The 23,102-nt window shown below is 53.4% G+C and carries 16 protein-coding genes and 1 rRNA gene; 7 read left to right on the forward strand and 10 right to left on the reverse strand.

Going from position 1 to position 23,102, the window contains the following annotated elements:
- From RB620_RS23790 to pcrA, 3 genes are all read right to left on the reverse strand, one after another.
- A 16S ribosomal RNA gene (locus RB620_RS23790) occupies positions 1-191 on the reverse strand; the annotation flags it as partial.
- A 535-nt stretch (positions 192-726) separates the two neighbouring features.
- Complete coding sequence (gene ligA / locus RB620_RS23795; protein WP_308098849.1) at positions 727-2,721, reverse strand: NAD-dependent DNA ligase LigA; 1,995 nt, start codon at positions 2,719-2,721, stop codon at positions 727-729.
- A gap of 117 nt (positions 2,722-2,838) precedes the next feature.
- Positions 2,839-5,226 carry a DNA helicase PcrA gene (pcrA, locus tag RB620_RS23800; protein ID WP_308098761.1) on the reverse strand — a complete coding sequence of 796 codons (2,388 nt, stop codon included), beginning with the start codon at positions 5,224-5,226 and terminating at the stop codon, positions 2,839-2,841.
- A 338-nt stretch (positions 5,227-5,564) separates the two neighbouring features.
- Between pcrA and RB620_RS23805 the strand changes: the two genes are divergently transcribed.
- From RB620_RS23805 to RB620_RS23825, 5 genes are all read left to right on the forward strand, one after another.
- Complete coding sequence (locus RB620_RS23805) at positions 5,565-5,855, forward strand: DUF6385 domain-containing protein (protein WP_308098763.1); 291 nt, start codon at positions 5,565-5,567, stop codon at positions 5,853-5,855.
- A 99-nt stretch (positions 5,856-5,954) separates the two neighbouring features.
- Entirely contained in the window at positions 5,955-6,776 is an 822-nt protein-coding gene (locus RB620_RS23810; protein ID WP_308098765.1) for a DUF6385 domain-containing protein, read from the forward strand.
- Positions 6,777-7,072: 296 nt separating this feature from the next.
- A complete protein-coding gene (locus tag RB620_RS23815) occupies positions 7,073-9,109 on the forward strand; it encodes a glycosyltransferase (protein ID WP_308098767.1) in 2,037 nt (678 codons plus the stop codon).
- The gene (locus RB620_RS23820; RefSeq protein WP_308098768.1) at positions 9,072-10,763 is read left to right on the forward strand and encodes a tetratricopeptide repeat-containing glycosyltransferase family 2 protein; all 1,692 of its coding nucleotides are present in this window, start codon (positions 9,072-9,074) and stop codon (positions 10,761-10,763) included. Before RB620_RS23815 ends, RB620_RS23820 begins: the two co-directional genes overlap by 38 nt.
- Positions 10,764-12,221 (forward strand): tetratricopeptide repeat-containing glycosyltransferase family 2 protein, encoded by a 1,458-nt coding sequence (locus RB620_RS23825; RefSeq protein WP_308098769.1) that lies wholly within the window; start codon positions 10,764-10,766, stop codon positions 12,219-12,221.
- Here the strand turns inward: RB620_RS23825 and RB620_RS23830 are convergent.
- The 6 genes from RB620_RS23830 to pcrB all read right to left on the reverse strand — a co-directional run bounded on the left by RB620_RS23830 (position 12,208) and on the right by pcrB (position 18,039).
- The gene (locus tag RB620_RS23830) at positions 12,208-12,873 is read right to left on the reverse strand and encodes a class I SAM-dependent methyltransferase (RefSeq protein WP_308098770.1); all 666 of its coding nucleotides are present in this window, start codon (positions 12,871-12,873) and stop codon (positions 12,208-12,210) included. The two genes, RB620_RS23825 and RB620_RS23830, sit on opposite strands and share 14 nt — an antisense overlap.
- A 14-nt stretch (positions 12,874-12,887) precedes the next feature.
- A complete protein-coding gene (locus RB620_RS23835) occupies positions 12,888-13,997 on the reverse strand; it encodes a glycosyltransferase family 4 protein (protein WP_308098772.1) in 1,110 nt (369 codons plus the stop codon).
- Between the two features lie 2 nt (positions 13,998-13,999).
- Complete coding sequence (locus RB620_RS23840; RefSeq protein ID WP_308098773.1) at positions 14,000-14,731, reverse strand: glycosyltransferase; 732 nt, start codon at positions 14,729-14,731, stop codon at positions 14,000-14,002.
- Positions 14,728-15,942, reverse strand: a complete 1,215-nt coding sequence (locus tag RB620_RS23845) for a hypothetical protein (RefSeq protein WP_308098774.1) — start codon at positions 15,940-15,942, stop codon at positions 14,728-14,730. Before RB620_RS23845 ends, RB620_RS23840 begins: the two co-directional genes overlap by 4 nt.
- Positions 15,917-17,257, reverse strand: a complete 1,341-nt coding sequence (locus RB620_RS23850) for a glycosyltransferase family 2 protein (RefSeq protein ID WP_308098775.1) — start codon at positions 17,255-17,257, stop codon at positions 15,917-15,919. The genes RB620_RS23845 and RB620_RS23850 overlap by 26 nt, the downstream gene beginning before the upstream one ends.
- Positions 17,258-17,349: 92 nt before the next feature.
- Positions 17,350-18,039 carry a heptaprenylglyceryl phosphate synthase gene (gene pcrB / locus RB620_RS23855; RefSeq protein WP_308098776.1) on the reverse strand — a complete coding sequence of 230 codons (690 nt, stop codon included), beginning with the start codon at positions 18,037-18,039 and terminating at the stop codon, positions 17,350-17,352.
- Positions 18,040-18,145: 106 nt separating this feature from the next.
- On the opposite strand from pcrB, the gene RB620_RS23860 reads away from it, so the two are divergent.
- The gene (locus RB620_RS23860) at positions 18,146-19,105 is read left to right on the forward strand and encodes a class I SAM-dependent methyltransferase (protein WP_308098851.1); all 960 of its coding nucleotides are present in this window, start codon (positions 18,146-18,148) and stop codon (positions 19,103-19,105) included.
- Between the two features lie 142 nt (positions 19,106-19,247).
- Here the strand turns inward: RB620_RS23860 and RB620_RS23865 are convergent, their stop codons facing one another.
- The gene (locus tag RB620_RS23865) at positions 19,248-21,776 is read right to left on the reverse strand and encodes a U32 family peptidase (RefSeq protein ID WP_308098778.1); all 2,529 of its coding nucleotides are present in this window, start codon (positions 21,774-21,776) and stop codon (positions 19,248-19,250) included.
- A 275-nt stretch (positions 21,777-22,051) separates the two neighbouring features.
- Here RB620_RS23865 and RB620_RS23870 point away from each other — a divergent pair, with 275 nt between their 5' ends.
- The gene (locus tag RB620_RS23870; protein WP_308098779.1) at positions 22,052-23,020 is read left to right on the forward strand and encodes a sugar phosphate isomerase/epimerase family protein; all 969 of its coding nucleotides are present in this window, start codon (positions 22,052-22,054) and stop codon (positions 23,018-23,020) included.
- The last annotated feature ends 82 nt before the right edge of the window (positions 23,021-23,102 follow it).

Consider the following 23,102-nt stretch of genomic DNA (forward strand, 5'->3'; position numbering starts at 1 on the left):
CAATTCGCGTATCCGGTATTAGCATTCGTTTCCGAATGTTATCCCAGTCTTACAGGCAGGTTACCTACGTGTTACTCACCCGTCCGCCGCTAACCATCAGGAGTGCAAGCACTCCATCAAGTCCGCTCGACTTGCATGTATTAGGCACGCCGCCAGCGTTCGTCCTGAGCCAGGATCAAACTCTCCATAAAGGTGTTTGACTTGCTCAAATCGATACTAGCTTGTATTGCATTGTTTGGATTTGACGTGATCCATTTGTTCAGTTTTCAAAGAACTTGTTTACCGTCAGGCGTTTGCCGTGACAAGTACATATCTTATCAGCTTCTCAACTTCGTGTCAAGCATTCGTTTCACATTTTGTTGTGACTCGTTTGTCTCAAGCGCCGTGTCTCAGAAGCGACAAGAAATAATATACCACGGGCCCAAACGAATTACAACTTGAAGTTTCTTACAAATGAATCCGGCGTAATCGGATAGCCATAAACCGGATGTGACCTCTGCCGATGTGACCTCTGTTTATGCCTCGTGATCCCTAACACTTCTTCTTATTAGATAATCGGCCAATTGAAGATCTCTAATCAACTCGAGAACATCATATTATTAGGAGTTAACTCGCTCGCAAGAACTTCTCCCTGCTTCTTCTATTATAATCAGGATGCGCAAAAAAACGGACAGAGCAAGCCGCTCCATCCGTTTCTCTCGTTAACCTTTCTTGCTATATCGCGATTCAAGCCTCTCCTAATAAACGCAATAGCTCCGCCTCGTCGTCGATTACCGTCACGCCAAGATCCCGCGCTTTGGTCAGCTTGCTGCCTGCGCTGTCGCCCGCGACGACGAAGTCCGTTTTCTTCGAGACGCTTCCCGAGATCTTCGCCCCGCAGGCTTCCAGCCTGCGGGCCGCTTCGTCGCGCGTCATCGTCGGCAACGTTCCCGTCAGCACGACCGTCTTGCCGCTGAACACGCTATCGACGCGAACGACAGGCGGTTGCTCCGCTTCGGCCTTCACGCCGTAAGCCCGCATTCTGGCAATACTCTCAGCATAGGTCGGATTGGCAAAAAATCCGACGATGCTCTCCGCCACGATGCCGCCGATATCCGGCAGGCCGACAAGCGCCTCCGCCGTGGCCGCCATGATCGCGTCCAAATCGCGATAGTGGTCAGCTAGCATTTTGGTCGTAGCTTTGCCCGTATTCGGGATACCAAGCGCGAACAAAAACGCCGCCAGATCACGATCCTTCGACTTCTCCAGTGCCTCGAGCAGCTTCGTCGCCTTCTTCTCCCCGAATCGCTCCAGCTTGATCAGATCGTCGAAGCTAAGCGCGTACAGATCCGCCGGATCCCGGACTTCGCAATCCGCGTATAGCTGCTCGGCCGTCATGATGCTGAACGATTCAATGTCCATCGCGTCGCGCGAAGCGAAATGCGTGATACGGCCGATGATTTGCGGACGGCAGCCCAAATTATTGTTGCAGAACAAATGCGCGCCCCGCTGCTCGAGTTCCGTTCCGCAGGACGGGCAAACGATCGGGAATACGATCTCCCCGCCGGGTTCGTCGTCGGCTTTGCCCAATATTTCGGGAATAACGTCGTTCGAACGGCGAATGGTCACCAAAGTGCCTAGCGCGTGCTTTAGGTTTTTGCGCTCAATGTCGCCGATATTGTTGAGGGTGCAGTTCTGAACCGTGACGCCGGCGAGCTCGACGGCTTCGACGCGTGCTACCGGCGTGATTTTGCCGGTACGGCCCACTTCCCATGACACGGATTCCAGAACGGTTGTCGTTTCCTCCGCCTCAAACTTGAAGGCGACGGCCCAGCGCGGGAACTTGTCCGTATAGCCGAGCACTTCCCTCGTTCTCATGTCCGTCAGCTTCACGACGGCGCCGTCGATCAGGAAGTCGAACGTATCTCGGCGAGAAGCAATCTCGGTGAGCTCCGCCTGCACTTCTTCAATCGTATCCACGTACTTCACGTACGGATTCACCTTAAACCGATTGTCGCGCAGGAACTGCTGCAATTCCTGATGATCTTTAAACGATACGCCTTCCGAGTAACCGATATTATAGATAAAAGCATCCAGCTTCCGCTCCGCCGTCACAGCCGGATTCAGGTTGCGCAGCGCACCTGCCGCCGCGTTCCGCGCGTTCTTCAGAGGCTCGACGGCGGTTTCGTTATATTTGGCAAGCACGGACAAGCCCATAATGCCTTCGCCTTGCACTTCGATCAGACCGTTCTTGAACGGAATCGTCAGCGGAACCGATCGGATCGTGCGGACCTGCTGCAGAATGCCCTCGCCTACCGTACCGTTGCCCCGCGTCGAGGCTTGCACGAGATTGCCGTTCTCGTACGTGAGATTAAGCGTCAGGCCGTCGAACTTCAGCTCAATGACATAACTAGGCTGAGGTAAAGGCTCGACGCCCGGATTCTTCGCGTTATAGTCCGCGACCGCCTTCTGAACGCGAGCATGCCAAGCGAGCAGATCCTCATGATCCTGCGCCTTATCGAGGCTCCACAAACGCGCCCGGTGGCGATGCGGATCGAAACCCTTCAGCAGCTCGCCGCCCACGCGCACCGTCGGCGATTCCGGCAGCGTTACGCCTTCCGTTGCTTCCAAGGCGAGAAGCTCATCGTAGAGCTTGTCGTAATCCACATCGCTAACCCTCGGATTGTCCATCGTATAATAATGATAGTTGTGCTCGGTAATGAGCGCGATTAGCTCTTGCATCCGTTCTGACCCAGCGTTCACGATTGAATCCTCCTCCAATTGGCGATTTCGTACTATTGCGGCTTAACCTGAGACCCCGGCTTGCCATTACGATTGACGGCGTTAACCGTTGGCAACCTAAACCTTCTTGATCGGCGCGAAGCCGGCGAGCAGCCGTTTGATGCCGACAGGCGCCGGGAATGCGACCTGCAGCTCCATGTCGTTCCCCGTCCCCTTGACGGAAACGACGGTGCCTTCGCCCCACTTGCCATGGGCGACGCGGTCGCCGGCCGCGAAATCGCCGCCGCCGGGAGCGGAGGCTCCGCCTGCAGCCGCCGCTCCCGCCGTCTTGGCCGCGCGGGCCGCATCCAGGGAGGTGGTGACGCGCACGCCTCCGCCTCCTCCGCCCGCGGCGGCTCTGCCGCTCCCCGCCCCGAAGCCCGGGGAGCGCGCGCCTGTGTTAGGCGCGGCCTGCGAAGCGCCGCCGCCGAAGCGTCCAGGCGCCGAGCGGCCGTAACCCCCTCCGCCGCCAAAGCCGCCATTGCCACCGCCTCCGCCGATGGCGGTGGAAACGCCTTGTTTCACGACATCCGGGATCTCGTCCAGGAAACGCGAAGGCATGTTCATGCTCGTCCGGCCGAAGAGCGTCCGCATGCGGGCGCAGGTCAAGTACAGCTGCTTCTCCGCGCGGGTGATGCCTACGTAGGCCAGCCGCCGCTCCTCCTCGAGCTCCTCGTTGTCGTTCAGCGCGCGGCTATGCGGGAAGACGGATTCTTCCATGCCGATAATGAACACGATCGGGAACTCCAGCCCTTTGGCGCTGTGCATGGTCATCAGGACGACGGCGTCGTCCGCGTTTTTTTCTTCTTCCTCGTCCTTACCCATGGAGTCGATGTCCGCGATGAGCGCCAGATCGGTCAGGAACGCGACGAGCGACTTGTCTTCGTTCCGTTCCTCGAAGTCCATCGTGACGGAGAGGAACTCGTCAATATTTTCGATGCGAGCCTTGGATTCGAGCGTATTCTCGCGCTGCAGCTCCATACGGTACTGCGACAGCTCCAGCACCTTCTCCGTCAGCTCCGTCACCGTCAAATAGTCGACCATCGCCGTCAAGTTATAAATGAGACCGTAAAATTCGACGAGCAGCGTCCGCGTCCGGCCGTTCACTTCGAGATCGCCCAGATCGCCGAGCACTCTGTAGATCGACACGCCCCGTCTGGCAGCCTCTTCCTCCAGCTTGCCCACCGTGGTGTCGCCGATACCTCGCTTCGGCACGTTAATGATGCGCGTCAGGCTGATGTCGTCGTCCGGATTGGACATAAGGCGAAGGTACGCGAGCAAGTCCTTAATCTCCTTGCGATCGTAGAACTTGATACCGCCCACGATCTGGTACGGAATATCCGATTTGATGAGGATTTCCTCGATGACCCGCGACTGCGCGTTCGTCCGGTACAGGATCGCGTGATCGGAGAAACGGCGTCCTTTGTTTACGTTTTTGCGAATTTCGCCCGTTACGTAATACCCTTCGTCATGCTCCGAATCGGCCTGGTACAGCGAAATTAAGTCCCCAGGGCCTTGATCCGTCCACAGCTTCTTCGGCTTGCGGCCCGAATTCAGCTTGATGACCGCGTTCGCCGCGTCCAGAATGTTCGCCGTCGACCGGTAGTTCTGCTCGAGCATAATCGTGCGGGCTTCCGGATAATCGCTTTCGAAGTTAAGAATGTTCGTAATGTCCGCTCCGCGCCACCGGTAGATCGACTGGTCGCTGTCGCCTACCACGCAGATGTTGTGATGTTTATCGGCCAGCATGCGGCAGAGCATGTATTGCGCGCGGTTCGTATCCTGATATTCGTCGACGTGGATGTAACGGAACTTGTTCTGGTAAAACTCCAGCACCTCGGGCATTTCCTTGAACAGCCGGATCGTCATCATGATGAGGTCGTCGAAGTCCAGCGAATTGTTGCTCTTGAGCCGCTTCTGGTACATTTCGTACACCTTGGCCACGATGCCGTCGAAATAGTCCCCGACCTTCTCCTCGAACTTCTCGGGCGAGATCAGTTCGTTTTTCGCGCTGCTCATCGACGCTTGTACCGCCTTCGGTTCGATCTTCTTCGTGTCGACATTCAGATCCTTCATGCAATTCCGGATGACGGAAAGCTGATCCGATGAGTCCAGAATGGAGAAATTCGACGTGAAGCCGATCCGGTCGATATCCTTGCGCAGGATGCGCACGCACATGGAGTGGAACGTCGATACCCAAATATCCCGTCCGGAAGGTCCGACGAGCGCGCTTACCCGCTCTTGCATTTCCCTTGATGCTTTATTCGTAAACGTAATCGCCAGGATACTCCATGGTGCGACGCGTTTCTTCTCGATTAAATAAGCAATGCGGTGCGTGAGCACTCGCGTCTTGCCGCTGCCCGCCCCGGCCATGATGAGCAAAGGCCCGTCGGTCGCCTGAACAGCCTCGCGCTGCGGCGGATTCAGCTTCTGCACCGCCTGTTCGATGCCGATATGATTGAACATGATTGAACTCCTTTGTTCGCCATTTTGTTCGCCTATTCACAGTTTAGACAACGACCCGTCCCCATGTCAATTTAGAGATCGCGAAATTATCGGGCCTATTCATCATGACAGATGCCGTGCCCGTACAGGACAGTATCCCATACATTATTGCACGAAGCGGAATCTGAGGAGACATTGCGATGAAAAAAAAGAAACACAACAAAATTAAGCACAGCCCCAGCAAACTTCATCTTAATGTCGTCCCCAGCTTCAGGAAAAGCAATATGAAACTGCGTCCCTTAAAAAAGAAAAAAAGATGCCTCTCGGAGAGCATCTTTTGCGAGAGGACCTTTTTTAATGTGGAGACGACGGATGAAAATAAATATTTGCCTGTTCAGGACACTTCGACAAAAGCGACTTATTCCTATGCGGTAATCAATAAAGGGAATTTCCCCGCCGTCGCTAAAATCCAAATTAGTCCGAATGCGAGAAATTACGCCGACGACACTGAGCAACCCGTTGACGCCGGCGAAACCGTCGTGCTGGTCCCGAATCGATTCCTCCGTTACACCCGGCTTGCGGTACGTTCCGAAAGATCGGATGAATCGACGATCGTAGACGTTTACTTTCAGTCGCAAGAAGTCAAATAAATGTGTTCGTATTGTTAGTTATCCATACAAGCCGCTCCTTCCTTTCCACATAGCATAAAAAGAAATAAATGAATCTTTATGCCAAAGGAGAGATGCGACTTGCCTAACTTTAGTACATTTAATACGAATCCCGACGACTTGCGTACTTTAATTTTCGGTCAGGATGCTACCGCGAGCGCCAAAGCGTTAGCCACAACAACGAGCGGACAATTATTGAACGTAACGATGGACGGTACGATCAGCGCCGTAATGGGCACCACGATTACGGCAGGTACCTTGAGCACGGTCAATAGCGTACTTGGCACCACCATTACCGCAGGTACTTTGAGCACGGTCAATAACGTACTCGGCGCCACCATTACCGCAGGTACCTTGAGCACAGTAAACAGCGTGCTCGGCACCACGATTACCGCAGGCACCTTGAGTACGGTCAATAACGTGCTCGGCGCCACCATTACCGCGGGTACCTTGAGCACAGTAAACAGCGTGCTCGGCGCCACGATTACCGCAGGCACCTTAAGCACGGTCACCAGCGTGCTCGGCACCACGATTACAGCGGGCACTCTCAGCAGCGTTACCTCGATTTCGCAAAAAAGCTTCCAGGAGATCGAAAGACAAGACGTCATTACGGCGAATGCGTTCACGGCGCTTAGCGCGGTAACGACCAGCGTGTTCGGCACCTATTCCTTCTTCGTATACAACCAGGGACCGGGAGCGAACAAAGTGGACGCCCGCGTTGAAATTAGCGCCGACGGCTCGAACTGGTACGCCAATGTCGATACGGTAACCGGCATATCGACCGGCTCGGTCGACGTGTTAGTGCCTTCCAAGTTTTTGAAGTATACGCGTCTTGCTTACCGCTCCAGCTCTACCGGCAATCCAACCACGATCGATGTATTTTTTAACGGTCAGGGAACGTAAATTCGAGTTCAAAAAGTTCGGTTTTCAGCACCGAGAAGGTTGGATGAAGCTAGGAAATGAGGATCGGAGCGTAGGTAAGCCTACGTGAGAACCTGAAATGTTTCCGAAGGAAACATACTTCGAAAGCATATGCTTGTTCCGGCTGAATTCAAGATTCGATGTCGAATTAACTTCTTGAAATACTTCGTGATCAAAAGCGGACTTTTTGAACTACCTCTATAAAGAGAGAAGAATACATGGACTCCTGTTAGGGGATGCCATGTATTTTTCGCCATTAAGGACAGGGAGGCTGGTCCGTGGATAAAAAGCTGCTTGGCGTTCATCTCGTCGTAAGAGATGAAGAAACCTTTCTTTCCCGGTGTCTGAGCACCATTCGTGACCTTGCCGATGAAGTCATTATCGTCGATACCGGTTCTACGGATGGCACGCTTCAAATCGCCCGTTCATCCGGAGCCCGGGTCATCGAAACGCGCTGGGAACATGATTTTTCGAAGGCTAGAAATTTGGCTTTGGAGCACGCAACCACGGAGTGGGTATTGGTTCTCGATGCGGATGAGGCGTTGGTAGAGGGACAGGGTGAGCTTCTCGAAACGCTTCATCATACCGATGCGGAAGCCTTTGAGGTTCACATCGAAAACTGGCTGGGTCCAGAATCAGAAGATAGGGTCGGCTATCGTACGGTCCGATTGTTCCGGGCTGACCGCGGTTACCGCTTCACCGGAAATATTCACGAACAGATCGCTCCGTCCATTCTTGGGCTCCATCCACCTTCAAAATTTTGCAATTCCTCGATCAAATTAGTGCATTACGGCTATTTGCCCGAAGTGATGCAGCGCAAAAATAAGCTCGCGCGCAATATCGCCATGATTCAAGACAGCTTAACTAAAAATCCGCGTGATCCTTTCCAGCTTTATAACCTCGGCGTATCCTTCTGCCAATCCGGCAAGCCTCAAGCAGCTTATGCCGTATTGCAAGAAGCCCGCAGCGGGACGGATAACAACGCCGCTTATCGTCCGACCTTAATCCGGGACAGCGCCAAAGTGATGATCGAGCTGCAACGATACGACGAAGCTTGCCAGCTGCTCCAAGCGGAGACCGCCCGTTACCGGGATTACCCCGATTTGTATTGTTTATATGCATGTTCACTGGAACAAATAGGTTTGCTGGCGGAAGCTTATCAAGCTTACGAGCATGCGGCGCAATGCGTTACTATCGATTCCAAATATGTAATCGAAGCAGGTATGAACTCGTATCGCCCTCGCTATGGTATGGCGACCATCTCTGCAAGATGGGGCGATATCAAAACATCCGAATCGTTGCAACGTGCAGCGTTAAAAGACCATCCTCGTTTCCGCCCTTCCTTATTAGGCTTGTCCGTTTTGTTGAAGCGACATGGGTGCACGGATGAAGAAGTCAGAGGCCATATGGAAGCCATCATCCTGCCGGCATGCGCTGAAGACAATATGTTACTATCCGGAATATTGACGGAGATAGGCGCTTTCTCCACGGCGCTCCCTCTATTGCGCGCTTCTCAGGAACGGCTTAACGCTGACGGAAAACGCAATATGTGCGAATGCTTGATGCAAACCGGGCAGTTTATTGAAGCTTATAAAAAACTGGATAGCTGGAAAGACGAAATTCGCCCGCTTAACCCATATTATCTACACGATCTGGCTTTGTGCCGCCTAAGCGAAGGAAAGAATCTGCCTTATTCTTTTTATGAAGATCTGCCAAGCTCCGAAAAAAAGATTTGGCATGCATTGGAGCTATGGATCCAAACGATGGAGCTTCAGGACATTGAGCAAACAGATCCGATTTTGACGCAAATCGCAAAGGAATGTATGGACCGTGCCGTACAGCTGCGGCTGCTTCGGATTGCCTCAAAGCTTTCTGAGCTGAACGTTCTTCTTCCGCGAGCTTTCGCGAGCCGGTTGTACCGAAACGGATTTTTGCATGCCGCCGCAGAGTACTTGCTGCGCTTTATGGAGCAAAACAAGCTGGATGCGGAAGGCCTGTTCATGCTGGGGGAAATTTTGTACGACAAAGGGCATTTCGGCCAAAGCGTTAACTTGTTCGAACAGGCGGCCGAGCTCGATCCGAATTGTATGCATGCTAGAACGGGAGCGGCTTTAAGTTATCTGGAGATGGCTTCGGAGCTCATCTCGGAATGTCTGCGGGAGCAGCCGGATGATCCGACTCTCCGAAACGAGTGGCAACGCGTGGAGAACAGCAAAAAAAAGTTGACGGGTCTTCGTTGGCACACGGAATGGAACGGCGTGCAAAGGAGGAATTTTAATGCGGCCAAAATTGATCTCCCTATGCATGATCGTTAAGGATGAGGAAGAAAGCCTTGGGCGCTGCCTGGAAAGCGTCCGCGGCGTCGTGGATGAAATCATTGTGGTCGATACCGGGTCAAGCGACCGAACCGTCGCCATCGCCGAACAACATGCGGCCCGCGTCGTCTCTGTCCCGTGGCAGCACGATTTCTCCGAGGCACGAAACGCTGGAATAGAACTAGCCGACGGCGAATGGATTCTTTTTCTGGATGCGGACGAAAGACTCGATCAGGAAGGCTATAAGCTAAGGCAATACGCTCTGCAAGAGCAAATTGCCGGATTGTTTCTGCACATTCACAATTACGTAGGGAACGGCAGTCAGGGGGCTACGATCAACCCCGTCCTGCGGATGTTCCGGAACTTGCCCGGATGCCGGTTTAAAGGGAAAATTCACGAACAGATCGCTTCGCAAATCATCGAGCGCGTGCCGGATGCCGCCTTCCTGATGACCGATGTAAAGATCCATCATTATGGCTACATTCATCGTACGGTCGTCAAAAAAGGAAAAACCGACCGGAACCTGCGGTTGCTTCTCGAGGCGATCAAAGAGCAGCCGGACGAACCCTTCCACCGCTATAACATAGGTGTCGAATATTTGCGTGCGGGCAACGCGGAGTCTGCACTTACATCATTCCAAACAGCAAAAGAGATGATCCCTTCACCCGAGATCAGCTATGCGCATTTAATCCGTAAATACGAAGCGCGCTGCCTGCAGGCGCTGGGACGATTGTCTTCGGCTATCGGTTCGCTGAGGGAAGCGATCGGCATCTACGAGGACTACAGCGATTTATACCATTACAAAGCGTCATGCCACTTGGCGCTCGGCCAGTTTGACGAAGCGAAAGAAGCGATCGAGCAAGCTCTTCGGCTCGGTCCGGCGCCGGCCGGCTATCATACGGAGGATGGAATCGGAAGCTATCAAAGCCTCTATATGCTGGGACAGCTGTTTGAAGCCGAGAATCAATACGATCGCGCTGTAGAAGCTTACGTCGAAGCGATTCGGTTGAAATCGGATTTGAATCCGCCTCTCTATCGCCTATTTCATATATACAGAGTGCTGGGCCGGGAGGAATGTCTGGCGGACCTGTTCCATGAGCGGTTTGTCATCCGTTCGTCGCAGTCCGCCATAAAGATGATTTCGATCTTGATCGAATGCCGTTGTTACGAGGCCGCACTGAAGCTGGCACAGGAAAAACTGCCGGGCTCTGAACATCAGGCCATGACTTCGACAGTCCACATGTTGAAGATGCTGAGCGGCGGGCAAATCGATGAAATGAAAGCCTTTTTAGAAGAGCGGGAAAAGACCCGCGGCGGGGAAACGGACTTCGAGCTGCGCAATTTCAAAGCTTGGCTGAGGTGGATCGAAAATAACGAAAAGCCCGAAGAAGAATCTCTATGGGAGGACGCGGATATCGTTATTCCCGCTGCTTACGCCTCCGGCAACAAATATGCAGCCTCCTTATTCACAGAGCAATGGCGGCATGAGGCGGCGGGACAGCACCCGGATGAGCGGAAGGAGGCATCGGAAGCGATAAGCAGAGCTTTGATCACGCTTGCCGATCAGCACTTGGCTTCGATAGGCGGCCGGCAACATGTGCAAACCCTTATTCGCTCCGCCCGTACTCTATTGCCCTGCAAAGAAGGCTTTTAAATGGCGAGGAGAATGGCTATGCGCACATTCGATATTTCTTTATGCATGATCGTGCGGGATGAGGAAAAAACGCTCTCCCGGTGTCTGTCTTCGGTCAAGGACACGGTTGCCGAAATAATCGTGGTTGATACGGGATCAACCGATCGAAGCGTCGAGATCGCCGAGACGTTTGGCGCGCGCGTTATCAACGTCCCTTGGAAGCATCACTTCGCCGAAGCAAGAAACGCGGCGTTAGAACGGGCAACCGGGCAATGGATACTCGTATTGGATGCGGACGAAGAATGGGCGCCGCCGGCCCCCGACTACTTGCGGCAATTGCTTGGCAACGAACAGAGATCAGGTTATGATGTGAAGCTCGTTAGCTATGTAGGAGAAACGGGCCAAGAATCGGTGACCGACTCGGTATGCCGCCTCTTCCGCAACGATCCCCGCATCCGCTTCTCCGGCTCCATTCACGAAGGCGTGACGGACAGCATATTGGCGATTTCGCCTAGCGGCATAGAATCGTCCAGCCTTGTCATCAGGCATTACGGTTATTTGGATGCGGTCATCCGCGAAAAAAACAAAAACGAACGTAATTTGGCGATCATCTTGGAAGCATTGAAAGCTCGACAGGACGACCTGCAATTGCTGTACGCGCTTGGCACGGAGCATTTCCAGCAGAAGGATTATGATAAGGCGCTCGCCGTATTCGAGTCGATCCTGCCCCGCACATCGGTGTACGCCGGCTTCGCGTCGGATATTTTGCTGAAGACGGCTTATGCCTGCAAGGAAACGGGAAACCGTCAGCGGGCATTAAGCCTTGCGGAAGAAGGACTTCGCTATTTTCCCGACTTCACCGATCTGCTGGAATTTATGGCGATAATGCATTCGGATTCGGGAGCGTATGAAGCGGCCTTGGAGCTGCTGAAGCGCGCCATTAGCATTGGGGATGTGTCTCATAAATATACGAGTTCCTCCGGATCGGGAACCTATCGAAGCTGCTTTATGGCGGGAACGCTCCATGAACGGCTGTTCATGTGGGAGGAAGCTTTCGAGCTTTACGGCAAAGCGCTGCAGTATCATCCCAACTATTCGCCTGCTTGGCAGCAGTTAACGTTTACCGCTTGTTTGTCGGGGCGCTCGCATCGGCTGAATTCGTTTATCTCGGAACAGCTGCTGCTTCTGTCTGGCGAAACGAAGTCCTTCCTGCTGCAGCTTCATCTGGACCGGTTGAATAATCAAGCGCCCCCTCTCCCGTATTCCGATCTGCTGCTGGCGGGCGTGCTCTCCACCGAATGCGGGCAATACAAAGAATCCGCACGCTGGTTTATGAAGGCAGCGGATCAATACGAAGGCAAACGGCTGATTACGTACACCGGTTTGATTCATTCGTTCATCGAAGCGGCCCGTCGCTACAGCGTCGTCGAGCTTGATCCGCCGGAGAGCGTATGGAATTGCTTGCTTATGGAAGACTAGTTTTTTTGCCGAAGACGGCCCGGAAACAAAACAATCTGACCCCGTACAAGTCGGAATACAAAGCATCGTCCGGCATTTCGTAGTACACATCGCTTGCAAAGACCAGTCCCGCATCGGCCAGTGCCGCCCGCAAAGCATCAAATTGTATGATCGGGTAATCGAACGTCACGACCAGCTTTCCGTCATCCTTCAATATGCGGCGAAATTCATGAAAGGAGCGAAGCATCGTCCCAAAATCCAAATGCTCCAATACGGAAATGCAAAAGATACGATCGAACGTCCGATCGCCATAAGGCAGACTTGCGAGGTTGGCGCGGCAAAACCGGATGATGTTCAAGTAAGAACGAGGAAACTGCCGGGCCGCTTCCGCTCCGAAATCATTTTCGATATCCAGAACAATCTCGTCGGGGGAAGTGATCCGCGGATCGATATCGCATGCATGCACCTCCCGGCATAATTCGGACAGCACAAATTTGAACGGATGGGAAATGCCGCATGCGGCGTCCAGCACGACGTTGTCTTGTCGGACAAACTCTTTCGCCCATTCATATTCATACGGACGGCTCCACCAGGTTGGGGGGAGCTTGAACAGGAACGTGTCCGCACTCGCGTCTCCAGCCACAAAAAATCTTGAGCTTCTCCGGTCCTCCATCTTATGCCATCCCCTTAAGCCAAATAATGAGTCAACACTTGCTTCCATCTCTTCGTCCAGACCGATTTGTCAAAGGCAAAAGCCGTATTCCGCGCATGTCCGGACAGCTTGCGCCTCTCTTCTTTGTTGTCGACTAGCTCGCATATGGCTTCAAACAATCTCTGTTCCGTCGGAACGACCAGCTTGCCGTTGTAGCCGTCGATAATGAGATCGTTCAGGCCGCCTACGTTGCTGGAGACGACGGGAAGCCCGCAGCTAAGCGCCTCCAAACAGGAGTAAGAGGTGCCTTCGGAAAAAATCGTCGGAATAACCGCAATATCCGCACCGTGATACGCATCAATGATTTGATCAAAGGTATAGCTGCGCTGAAGGATGCGGTCCTTGTGCGGATGGGCTTGCCGCCAAATCGCAAACGTATCGCCGATATGGCTTTCTTGAATGAGTTCGCCGGCAAACTCGACTTTGATACCGGGATACTTCTCCAGCAGGCGGTCGGTGACCAGCATCATCGGAATGATGCCCCGTTCGTAGCTGATTCTTCTCGGGTACAATATGCGCAGCCGGGAAGAAGCGCGCTTCTTTTTGGCAGGCTTAAAATAACCCGTATCTACGGAATTGGGAATCAGGATAACCTTCTCCGGATCCGTATACGCACAAGCGGACCGGCAGAAGGTCAGAAAATGGGAGTCGACGGAAACGATACGGTCCAGCTGGCTCAGCGCGTTTTGAATACTCATAGCCACATGCTGTTTTTGTGGGTTTGGCAAAGCGGGTTGGTCCCAATTGATCCCGTGGCATATCCCGATGCTGCCCGGCTTGTATTGCATCTGATGCCATATGAAGCTGGCGTAAATCAGCTTCCCCTCCGCCTGATCGGCCATCTTCTCGAAGCCTTCCGCCTGCTTATCGAGCTCATATGGATGTCCGTATACTTGAATGCCTTCCACCGTCGTCTCGAAAGGCTCGTAAAACGATAATTGATGGACGATCGGCTGGCCGCCGAGCTCTTTCACGATCCCGCACAGATCGTATATATATCTCTCGAGCCCGCCGCCGAATATGCGCGAGAAATTACGGTTGTAGCCATCCAGAAAGCTGTGGGTCAGAATGCTGACTTTCGTCATCGTTACGGCTCCTCTTTCCATTCGACAAGATGAGGATCGGGGTCCAGGATCGACCGGTAATGCTCCAAGCTCCCCCATTTCCCTTCCGGGTCCATCTCCATATAGCGAACGTATTTGCGATGCCTCTCCTCTTCGCCTCCCGCCCAGCCGTAATGCTTAACCCGCAATTCGCTCCCATGACCAGGCAAAGCGCCGCAGCTTAGAGGGAGCCTCGAGACATGATGCTCCCGCTTCGGATAGAAATAATGGTATTCAGGCAAATATCGGACCAGCGTCATCGTATGCCGCTTATGAATATTCCAATATTCATCCTCGCGGTAATACGTAGTTCCGCCCCAGAAATCGTAAAAGCGAAAGCCGACCCAATCATACCGGTCCTGATTGATGAGCTCATGAATACGGTGTTTGGTTTTGTCCTCGTAGATTTCGTCCGCGTCGATCGCAAGCAACCAGTCGGGATCGGTTGCCGCCGCCGCTTCCCATAGCAGCTGGCGCAGCTTCCATTCCTCACGGAACTTCGATTCGGTCAATTCCACCAGCTTGACGACCTTGGGATAACGCCTGCAAATGTCCACGGTACGATCCGAGCTGGCATCGTCGACGATGACGATCTCATCCGCAAACCCGGTTAGATGGTCTAATACTTCTTCAAAGTAGCGGTTTTCTTCGTTTCGGACCTGCATCATCGCGGTTAATTTATTGTTTGCCGGTTTGCGCAAAGGCCGGAATGTCAACGCAGATCCTCTCCGATCAAATGGATTCGTGCTTCATCCAACGCTTTCAGTTCGAGGATGTGAGCCAGCGCGTCGTAGTCGTAAGCTGCCGCCTTCAAAAAGGAGCGGATGGCGAGATGCCGATTGTTGCGGCTCAGATATACAGTTCCTTCAAGTAGATAGTAGTCGCGAAGATCGCTGTCCGTTGTAAGCTCCTCCGGCACAAGCAGTTGGAACGCGCTCTCAAGCCGCCCGGCTTGTAAATGATTTTGAATGAGCAGCGTTCTTGCCTCTGTTGAAGAGTTAGATGCAAGGAGCTCTGCGGCTAACCGGTAATCGTCATTTAACTCGAGAAGCTTCGCTTTAGCGAGATCCCGCTTCCCTTGCCCAAGGAAAGAGACAACCGAGGCATATTGCCGCTTGGCTTCCGGCGTCGTTGCCGTTATGCCGTATAGATCGGCCGCCCGATCCAGATCCCCATACAGTGCTTCAATGGCAGACAAGAACCGGTAATGGGTATGCAAGCAATCTCCGGCGCCGGATAGGACGGCTTGCTCAAAGGCTAATAGTAAATGTTCTTTGGCATCCCCATCGCCTAGAAGGTAACTGTACACGGAGATCAGAAAGCTGATCGTCTCATGACCTTCCGTATTTCGAACGAGGCTCTCGTAGCACGTTTTTCTGGCCAGCCACTGTTGTCTGGCGACAGATTGTAGCGATTCATGACGAAGCATATGCCCAAAGGCTTGCTTCATCCATGCTTCATAATCTTTGAGAAACAAAATATCTGAACCGTATGCGATAAAGTCGTAAGCGGAGCGATCTTCCCCATTTAAGAAAATCACATTGTCGCGGCGGAACTGCAGCTCCAAATATTGCGTCTCCGACGGGGTGCCGACAAGAGCGGCCGCGGCGATCAGCTGTTCGCGGTATTTTCGCCACAGTCCTGACGCTTCGTCTTCCGGTTGATTAGGTAATAGTGCGATCACAAAGTCGGGTTGATGTTCGTATAGGCTGGGGACCCAGTAGGGATGGGAAACGACCGCAATCGTATCCGTGAGCTCCATCGTATGCAGCTCTGAATAGGAAAGGGGGATGACTGCTTCGGGCAACTCGTCGTCTTGCTTGCTCGTTATAAAGTAGATTTGCCCGTATTCATGAAGCAGCGGAATCATCCATTTGAACGAATAATGCCGCCATGAAGCTTCAGGAAAGATGATAATCCGTTTCATAAGGCAAGATCCTTTCGATTCTGTTCATTTGATTGTCCTTCCAGCCGTCGATCGACAGGTACGCCTCATCTTGAGCAATATGCACGACATAGGGGGTATCGTTTTCGTTGGGATGAAGATGGATGAGGCGTTTCAGAGGGATTTGTTGTTTTTTATTTTTTGGCACATGGCTTCCTTTATCGTCATAAAAAGCGATCAAAGAACGGCGCTTGTGCACTCGGTCCAACAACGTGCCGAAATAATCGGAATCGTAGATCGTATCCGGATTCCAATACGAGATGTATTTGCCGTTTGCAAGCGCCCACGCTGCCGCGTATGCTTTGGGTGAATGTGGATTGCCTGCCAGGCCGATGAAATGAACGGGAAACGGACTGTCATTTTTTTCTGCAATAAAACCGCTATCCGGAAGCCGGGAAATGACCACCAGTTCGATAGAGGGATAGTTTTGTTTCGTTAATTCCAATATGATCCGATTAAGTTGATCGCATGAAAAATTCGGGAGATTGACGATTAATGTCATTAACGGAGGGGATAAGGCAGCTTTCGTTAGAGGGATGAACAGGTCCTTCGAGTTTTCCCGCATAACGGGCTCCCGATTGATTGTTGTTCCAGGTTCGCGAGCTTGCATGGCATGTAGGTAGGTATCGCGGCAGAGCGCAAGCTTCCAATTATGATCGATTGCGCGGATTATCCAATTCGTCACTCTCGCTTCCCCAGTCGGGCACGCGTAATCGAGCCCGCCGATTTCGGATATGAGATTTGCTCGGCAAACAAGGCAGGTCCAATCAAGCATGGGTTCATAAGTCCAAACGCCGGCGTATTCCGAAGACAATTCCTTCGAAATGTGATAGAGGCGATTCAAGCTTTCCGCTTGCCCTGCGGCTGTGGGATGATGCTTGCTGGTGACAGGTCCGGTTAGGGCAATCGTTGAATCCTCGTAAAAAGGCCATAGCAGCTTAGAAAGCCAATCGGGAGTAACGATGACGCGGTCTTCCATCATAACGAACAAGGAGCTTTCCGCCATGGACAAAGCGAGATTCGATAGGTCGAGTCCAGGCTCCGGCGCCAGATATTGAACGGAAACAGTGTGGGGTTCGTCGATGGAAGTTAGCTCTTCCGTATGATCGGGGACGACGATAACATGGATGGTTTGTTTCGTATTTTGGCACAAGGCGTATATACATAATTTCGTCCATCTCGCCCTCGTGCTGCGCACAATGACGGTCACTCTTTCATTCATGGGGGGCGGCAGCATGCCTCTCTCGATCAGATTGGATGCGCGCGCCGATAGTCTGGCTGTCAGCTCCCTGTCCACCTGAAAGACACCTCCCCTATTTTTGATTATTGTATTCTGCCGTGTTTTCGTTTATAACTTCGAGCGGAGCCATCAAGCTCATAATAGCGATACTACAGCCGCTTAACGGCCCCGACCGTCGACAGCGCCGCCTGGAGGTCGTTGTACAAGATGTTGCCGACCACGACCGTATGCGCGTGTTCCGCGGCCATGCCCGCCTTCTCCGCGGAATCGATGCCCCCGCCGTAGAACAGCCGCGCCTGGCTAACATGCCTGCTAGCCTGCTTCAACAGCTCCATATCGCCGAACCGTCCGCTGTATTCCAAATAAATGACGGGCAGCCGCATGAGCCTGTCCGCCATTCTCACGTGGGCGATCAACTCTTCTTCGTCGCGGGGAGCTTTCGCCCCGGTCAGCTTGGCCGCCGTCGCTTCTTCGTTCAATATAATGTATCCTTGTGCAGCCGTTTCGTCCCACGGCACGAAGGTTCCGTATTCCTTGAGCCCCTCCAGCTGGCGGCCGATGATCCATTCCGCGCGGTCCGTGTTCAGCACCAACGGAACAAAATAGCCGTCGAATCCGGGAACCGCTCCTTCCAATGTGGAAACCTCCAGCGCGCAGTCCACCTCGTACCGGCGAATGCGCGACATCAGATCCACCGTGTTCTCGAAGGTCACGCCGCTGGAACCTCCGACGATAATGGCGTCGGTTCCGGACAAGCATACGGCGTCGAGCGCCTCATCCGATATATTTTTGTCAGGGTCAAGCTTGAACGCATGCCGCCAATGCGAATACCAATTCATCTAACGCTTTCGCCTCGTTTCTTATTATGAACGTATTCCGATAACCGCGATTAAACGGTTCGACTCTTATGCTAAGGCAGTAAAGAGCGAGTGTCAATTGCCATCCATGTTGACCGGGGCACCGTTCAATCTTGCATTTCCATTGTTCTTTATAAAGAACAATGGTATGCTTATTTCGACTCCGGGCGACATCAAACTTCCGGAACGATTGGAATGCGTTTTATTATATTTCATAAAAGCGAGGGGTGTTCGTTTGTTCACAAATTCACGGAATCAGAAGCCGGGCGTAACGATCCAAGCGATTAAGCAGCATCGGCTCTATCATCACCCGTTGATTCGAGCCGGCGTTTCAGTCGCATCTCGGATTCGAAATGCCGCGCGTACGGCAGTGCGGGCTATAACCTCTAAAGAATTTCGGTCGATCATTCAATTGCGGGTTTTGAATGCCCAACATGTCCATCAAACAACGCCGCTCACCTCCATGAATCGTTACCCCGTCATTTTCTCGGCATGCCGCGACTATCTGGGCGATAACGGGAACCTGAAAATCCTTTCCTACGGTTGTTCGACGGGGGAGGAAGTTTTAACCTTAAGACAATATTTCCCTACCGCGCACATCGTTGGAGCGGAAATTAACAAACATAGCCTCGCCGTATGCAAAAAACGGTCCGTGGACGAGAAAATCACCTTCGTACATTCATCATTCGGCGAACTTCAAAAACACGGGAAATTCGATGCGATTTTCTGCATGGCCGTTTTGCAAAGAAAACCAAATCTCATCGAGGGCAAAGGGATCACCTCTCTTCAAAAGATTTATCCTTTCGAAAAATTCGAAAAGCAGCTCATCGACTTGGATAAGCTGCTCAAACCGCAAGGATTATTAACCGTGCATTATACGCAATATTCAATAATGGATACCACTATTGCACCACAGTACGAATCGTTAGGCGACTATAATCAAGATGATTACCGATCCCCCGTCTTCGACAAGAACAGCCTTATCATTCGTAACCCGGTCTCGCGGAAAAGCATTTTTGTGAAAAAACCAAATGAACATTCTACTTAAGCAACGATTCATATCGCTCCGACTTCCGGAAGACGCCTCCCAACTCCTCGTAAAAGCATCGGGCAGCGTATGAGCGATTTACCTCACCTCGTCACTCTCTAACGAAATGAACCGCCTCCCGAGTGGAAGGCGGTTCTCTTCGTTATTTCACCAACTGCCCGCGCGTCACGCCGAGTTGGTTTGTCGCTTTCAAGCTGCGCCATACTTGTGTGCCGCTGATGCGGTCGTCGAGCGCGTCGCGGTAAAGCGACAGCACCTCGCCCACCTTGTCGCCGGCTTCCTCCAGAAACTCGACTCGGAAATGCGAGACGCCCAGCTCTACGAAATTACGGATATATTCCGCGCCGGATTGCTCGATCGCGTTATATACCGTATTGCGGCAGCCCTCGTCGACGCGGACGGGATGGGACATGCCGATCCGGTCCTGCAGCGACGCGCGATGCTCTTCGCATGGACGTCCGCAGTTCGTGAAGTCCGTCCCTTCGCTCATGAACGTGCAGTAGACGCAATGCTCCGTATGGAACATCGGCAGATGCTGATGAATGACGACCTCCAGCTTCGACGTGTCCGAACGTTCGAGCAGATCGACCATTTGTTGAATGTTCAGGTCGTACGACGGCGTGATCAGGTCGACTCCGGCTTCCGCGAATAATTTAACGGCTTTATGATTAGCGACGTTAAGTGAAAAGTCGCCAATCAGTTTCGGGAACGGCGCGTCTGGATTGTCCATCTTCGCACGGAGGTAATAATACAGCGCCCCCGTGTTCCGCACCAGCACCGCATCGGGCTTCAGCTTGAGAATGTTCGCGTGGTAGCCGTTCTCGCCCGGCATATGAATGCGCGGCGTCGCAAGCGCGATCGGCACGCCGGCGCGGCGAGCGGCTTCCACGGCTGCCGGGAATTGCTTGATAAACTCGAAGTCGGCATAAATGTACGAAACGTTCGCTTCGATCGCCGCCTCGACTTGCTCAAGCGTTCGGCAGAGCGCCGTCAGCATTGCAGCCTTGCCGCTGCGCGCGGCATCCCGTCTCTCGGCGCCATTATTGGCTGCGTCGGAGAACGCGTCTACATGATGTTTCACATAGACCGGCGGCTTTGGACGCTCGCCTGCCAGCAGTTCGACCGCTTCGCGGCGCATCCGGTTCAACTCGCGGATCGGCACGATCAGTTCGCCTTGCAGATTGACATCCAGCTTATCCAGTTGGAACACCGTCCCGCCGAGACGGCCGAGTTGATCCTCGAGCAATGCCGCGTCCATCGGACGTTTCTGCGCCTGCTCCAGCTCAAGCTCGGAGACAACCTCTACCGTCGTTCCCTTTTGTACGTCCGTCCACCAGGTGCGCATCGGCTCGCCGAGCGCGCCCGTCACGCGGATATGAAGCGGGAACACGCGGTACGGTTTGTCCGTCTCGAACGTCGCACGCAGACGCTTGTCGAGCGCCGGATCGCTAGTTTTCCATACGCGGTCGCCGACATGGACTTTGCGGAGGTCTACGTCATTGCGACCCGGCACGACTTCGATCAAGATGCCTTCCGCCGCTTCGCCTTCCAGCTTCACGCCTTGGCGCCTCACGTCGTAAACGCGTCCGCCCTCTTCCTTCTTCGTTGGGTCGCCAGCGTCGAACACGATGCCGTCGCCGCGCTTGAGCGGGGCTTCCAGGCGCACCGTCACCGCGTCGCGCATGATCCGCTCCACGCGCCCCAGATAAACCCCGCGGCTTTTCGGGAACGTGCCTTCCACGAGCTGCTTATTGTTCGTTCCGCTCAAGAAGCCATGCGTGAAGCCGCGCGAGAAGCTCTGCTGCAGCTCGCGGACGTCTTCTTTGGACGGCTTCTCCATATTGCCGTCAAAATAGTTGTCGATCGCCTTGCGATACTTGCTCACTACATTGGCGACGTATTCCGGGCTCTTCAGCCGCCCTTCGATCTTGAACGAGGTCACTCCCGCTTCGATCAGCTCCGGCACCAGGTCGATCGCAGCCAAATCCTTCGGCGACAGCAAGTAAGCAATGTCGCCCATCGGCTTATGCTCGCCGTCCACCATCAGGTCGTACGGCAAGCGGCATGCCTGCGCGCATTCGCCGCGGTTCGCGGAACGGCCGCCCCACATTTCCGAAGTCAAGCATTGGCCCGAATACGATACGCACAGCGCGCCATGCACGAACACTTCCATCGGAAGTTTCGCCTGTTCGCCGATCTTCTTGATTTGTTTCAGATTGTTCTCGCGTCCCAGCACGACCCGCTCCAGGTCGAACGGCTTCGTGAACTCCACCGCCTCGGGCGACGTAATCGTCATCTGCGTGGAGCCGTGGATCGGGAAGTCCGGCGACAGCTCGCGAATGAGCTTCACGAGGCCGAGATCCTGAACGATTACCGCGTCCACGCCGGCATCGATGCACATCTCGATGAGCTTCTGCGCGTCCCTTAGTTCGTCCTCGAAGACGAGAATATTGAAGGTTAGGAAACCCTTCACCCCGTACGTATGCAGGAAGCTCATGATCTCCGGAAGTTCTTCACTACGGAAGTTGTTCGCCCGAGCGCGCGCATTAAACTTCTCCACTCCGAAGAAAATCGCGTCCGCTCCGTTCGCGACGGCTGCCCGCATGCATTCCCAATCGCCGGCCGGAGCCAGCAATTCTATATCCGATCTTGTTAATTGCGTTGTATTCATGTGTTCTATATTCCTCTCGGCGCAGCCCCTCGGGTCGATGCGCGGTTTTAAAAAACAGCTAGTCCTATAAATTCGCTATCCTTAGTTTATCAAACGAAGCCGGTTGATTCCAGCAAACAATGCTTCCAGCTACGACGGCTCGTTCCTCATTTGCCCAGTTATTATGCGATTTTGTCAAAATCGCGTTTTCCCACATGTGTATCCAAAAGGAAAGTGGTATACTAATGGCGGCTGTGAAATCAATCCATCATATGGATTCGGGAGGTATATCACGTATGAAATTAGGCGTATTCAGCGTATTGTTCGCACAGAAACCGCTGGAAGAAGCACTCGATTACATCGCATCGAAAGGCCTTGACGCCGTCGAGATCGGCACGGGCGGATATCCTGGCAACGCGCATTGCGACCCTGATACTTTGCTTGCCGACGCAGGTAAGCTGAAAGCGTTTAAACAAGCGGTAGAATCGCGCGGCCTCATGATCAGCGCGCTCAGCTGCCATGCGAATCCGCTTCATCCGCAGAAGGCTCTGGCCGCTCCGGACGACGCCATTATCCGCAAGACGATCGAGCTTGCAAACCGTCTCGAAGTCGAAGTCGTGAACACGTTCTCCGGCTGCCCAGGCGACCACGAGGACGCGAAGTATCCGAACTGGCCGGTTGCTCCTTGGCCGAACGACTTCCAAGATATCCTGAAATGGCAATGGGAACAAAAAGTGATTCCTTATTGGTCCGAGATCGGCGGCATCGCCGAGAAAGCCGGCGTTAAGATCGGTCTGGAGCTGCACGGCGGATTCTCCGTACACAGCCCTGCGACGCTTCTTCGCCTTCGCGAAGCGGCTGGCAACGCGATCGGCGCGAACCTTGATCCGAGCCACATGTGGTGGCAAGGCATTGATCCCGTTCAAGCGGTACATATCCTCGGCCGCGCCGGAGCGATCCATCACTTCCACGCGAAGGATACGACGATCGATCCGATCAACGTCAACCGCCACGGCGTAACGGACATGCAGTCCTATGCGCTTATGCTGGACCGCGCTTGGCAGTTCCGTACCGTCGGCTTCGGCCACGACCTCAAAGTATGGGCCGACATCATCAGCGCCCTTCGCCTGGTCGGCTACGACTACGTCGTCAGCATCGAACACGAAGACGGCTTGATGTCCGTCGACGAAGGCTTCACGAAAGCTGTCCAGAACCTGCAACAAGTGCTTATCCGCGAGCCGCTTGGCGACATGTGGTGGGTGTAGGAAGTTAAGCTTTAAACAACCTGTTTCAACAAAAAAAGCGGTCTGTTGAGTAAACTCAACAGACCGCTTTTTGGTTCAATGG

The sequence above is a fragment of the Paenibacillus sp. LHD-117 genome, from assembly GCF_030929555.1.
GTDB lineage: Bacteria > Bacillota > Bacilli > Paenibacillales > Paenibacillaceae > Pristimantibacillus.

Bases quoted from the DNA above. Each gene is read 5' to 3' on its own strand.
- ligA (WP_308098849.1), bottom strand. From the start codon at position 2,721: ATGCAAGAGCTAATCGCGCTCATTACCGAGCACAACTATCATTATTAT.
- pcrA (WP_308098761.1), bottom strand. From the start codon at position 5,226: ATGTTCAATCATATCGGCATCGAACAGGCGGTGCAGAAGCTGAATCCG.
- RB620_RS23820 (WP_308098768.1), top strand. From the start codon at position 9,072: ATGCGGCCAAAATTGATCTCCCTATGCATGATCGTTAAGGATGAGGAA.
- RB620_RS23825 (WP_308098769.1), top strand. From the start codon at position 10,764: ATGGCGAGGAGAATGGCTATGCGCACATTCGATATTTCTTTATGCATG.
- RB620_RS23830 (WP_308098770.1), bottom strand. From the start codon at position 12,873: ATGGAGGACCGGAGAAGCTCAAGATTTTTTGTGGCTGGAGACGCGAGT.
- RB620_RS23835 (WP_308098772.1), bottom strand. From the start codon at position 13,997: ATGACGAAAGTCAGCATTCTGACCCACAGCTTTCTGGATGGCTACAAC.
- RB620_RS23845 (WP_308098774.1), bottom strand. From the start codon at position 15,942: ATGAAACGGATTATCATCTTTCCTGAAGCTTCATGGCGGCATTATTCG.
- pcrB (WP_308098776.1), bottom strand. From the start codon at position 18,039: ATGAATTGGTATTCGCATTGGCGGCATGCGTTCAAGCTTGACCCTGAC.
- RB620_RS23860 (WP_308098851.1), top strand. From the start codon at position 18,146: ATGTTGACCGGGGCACCGTTCAATCTTGCATTTCCATTGTTCTTTATA.
- RB620_RS23865 (WP_308098778.1), bottom strand. From the start codon at position 21,776: ATGAATACAACGCAATTAACAAGATCGGATATAGAATTGCTGGCTCCG.
- RB620_RS23870 (WP_308098779.1), top strand. From the start codon at position 22,052: ATGAAATTAGGCGTATTCAGCGTATTGTTCGCACAGAAACCGCTGGAA.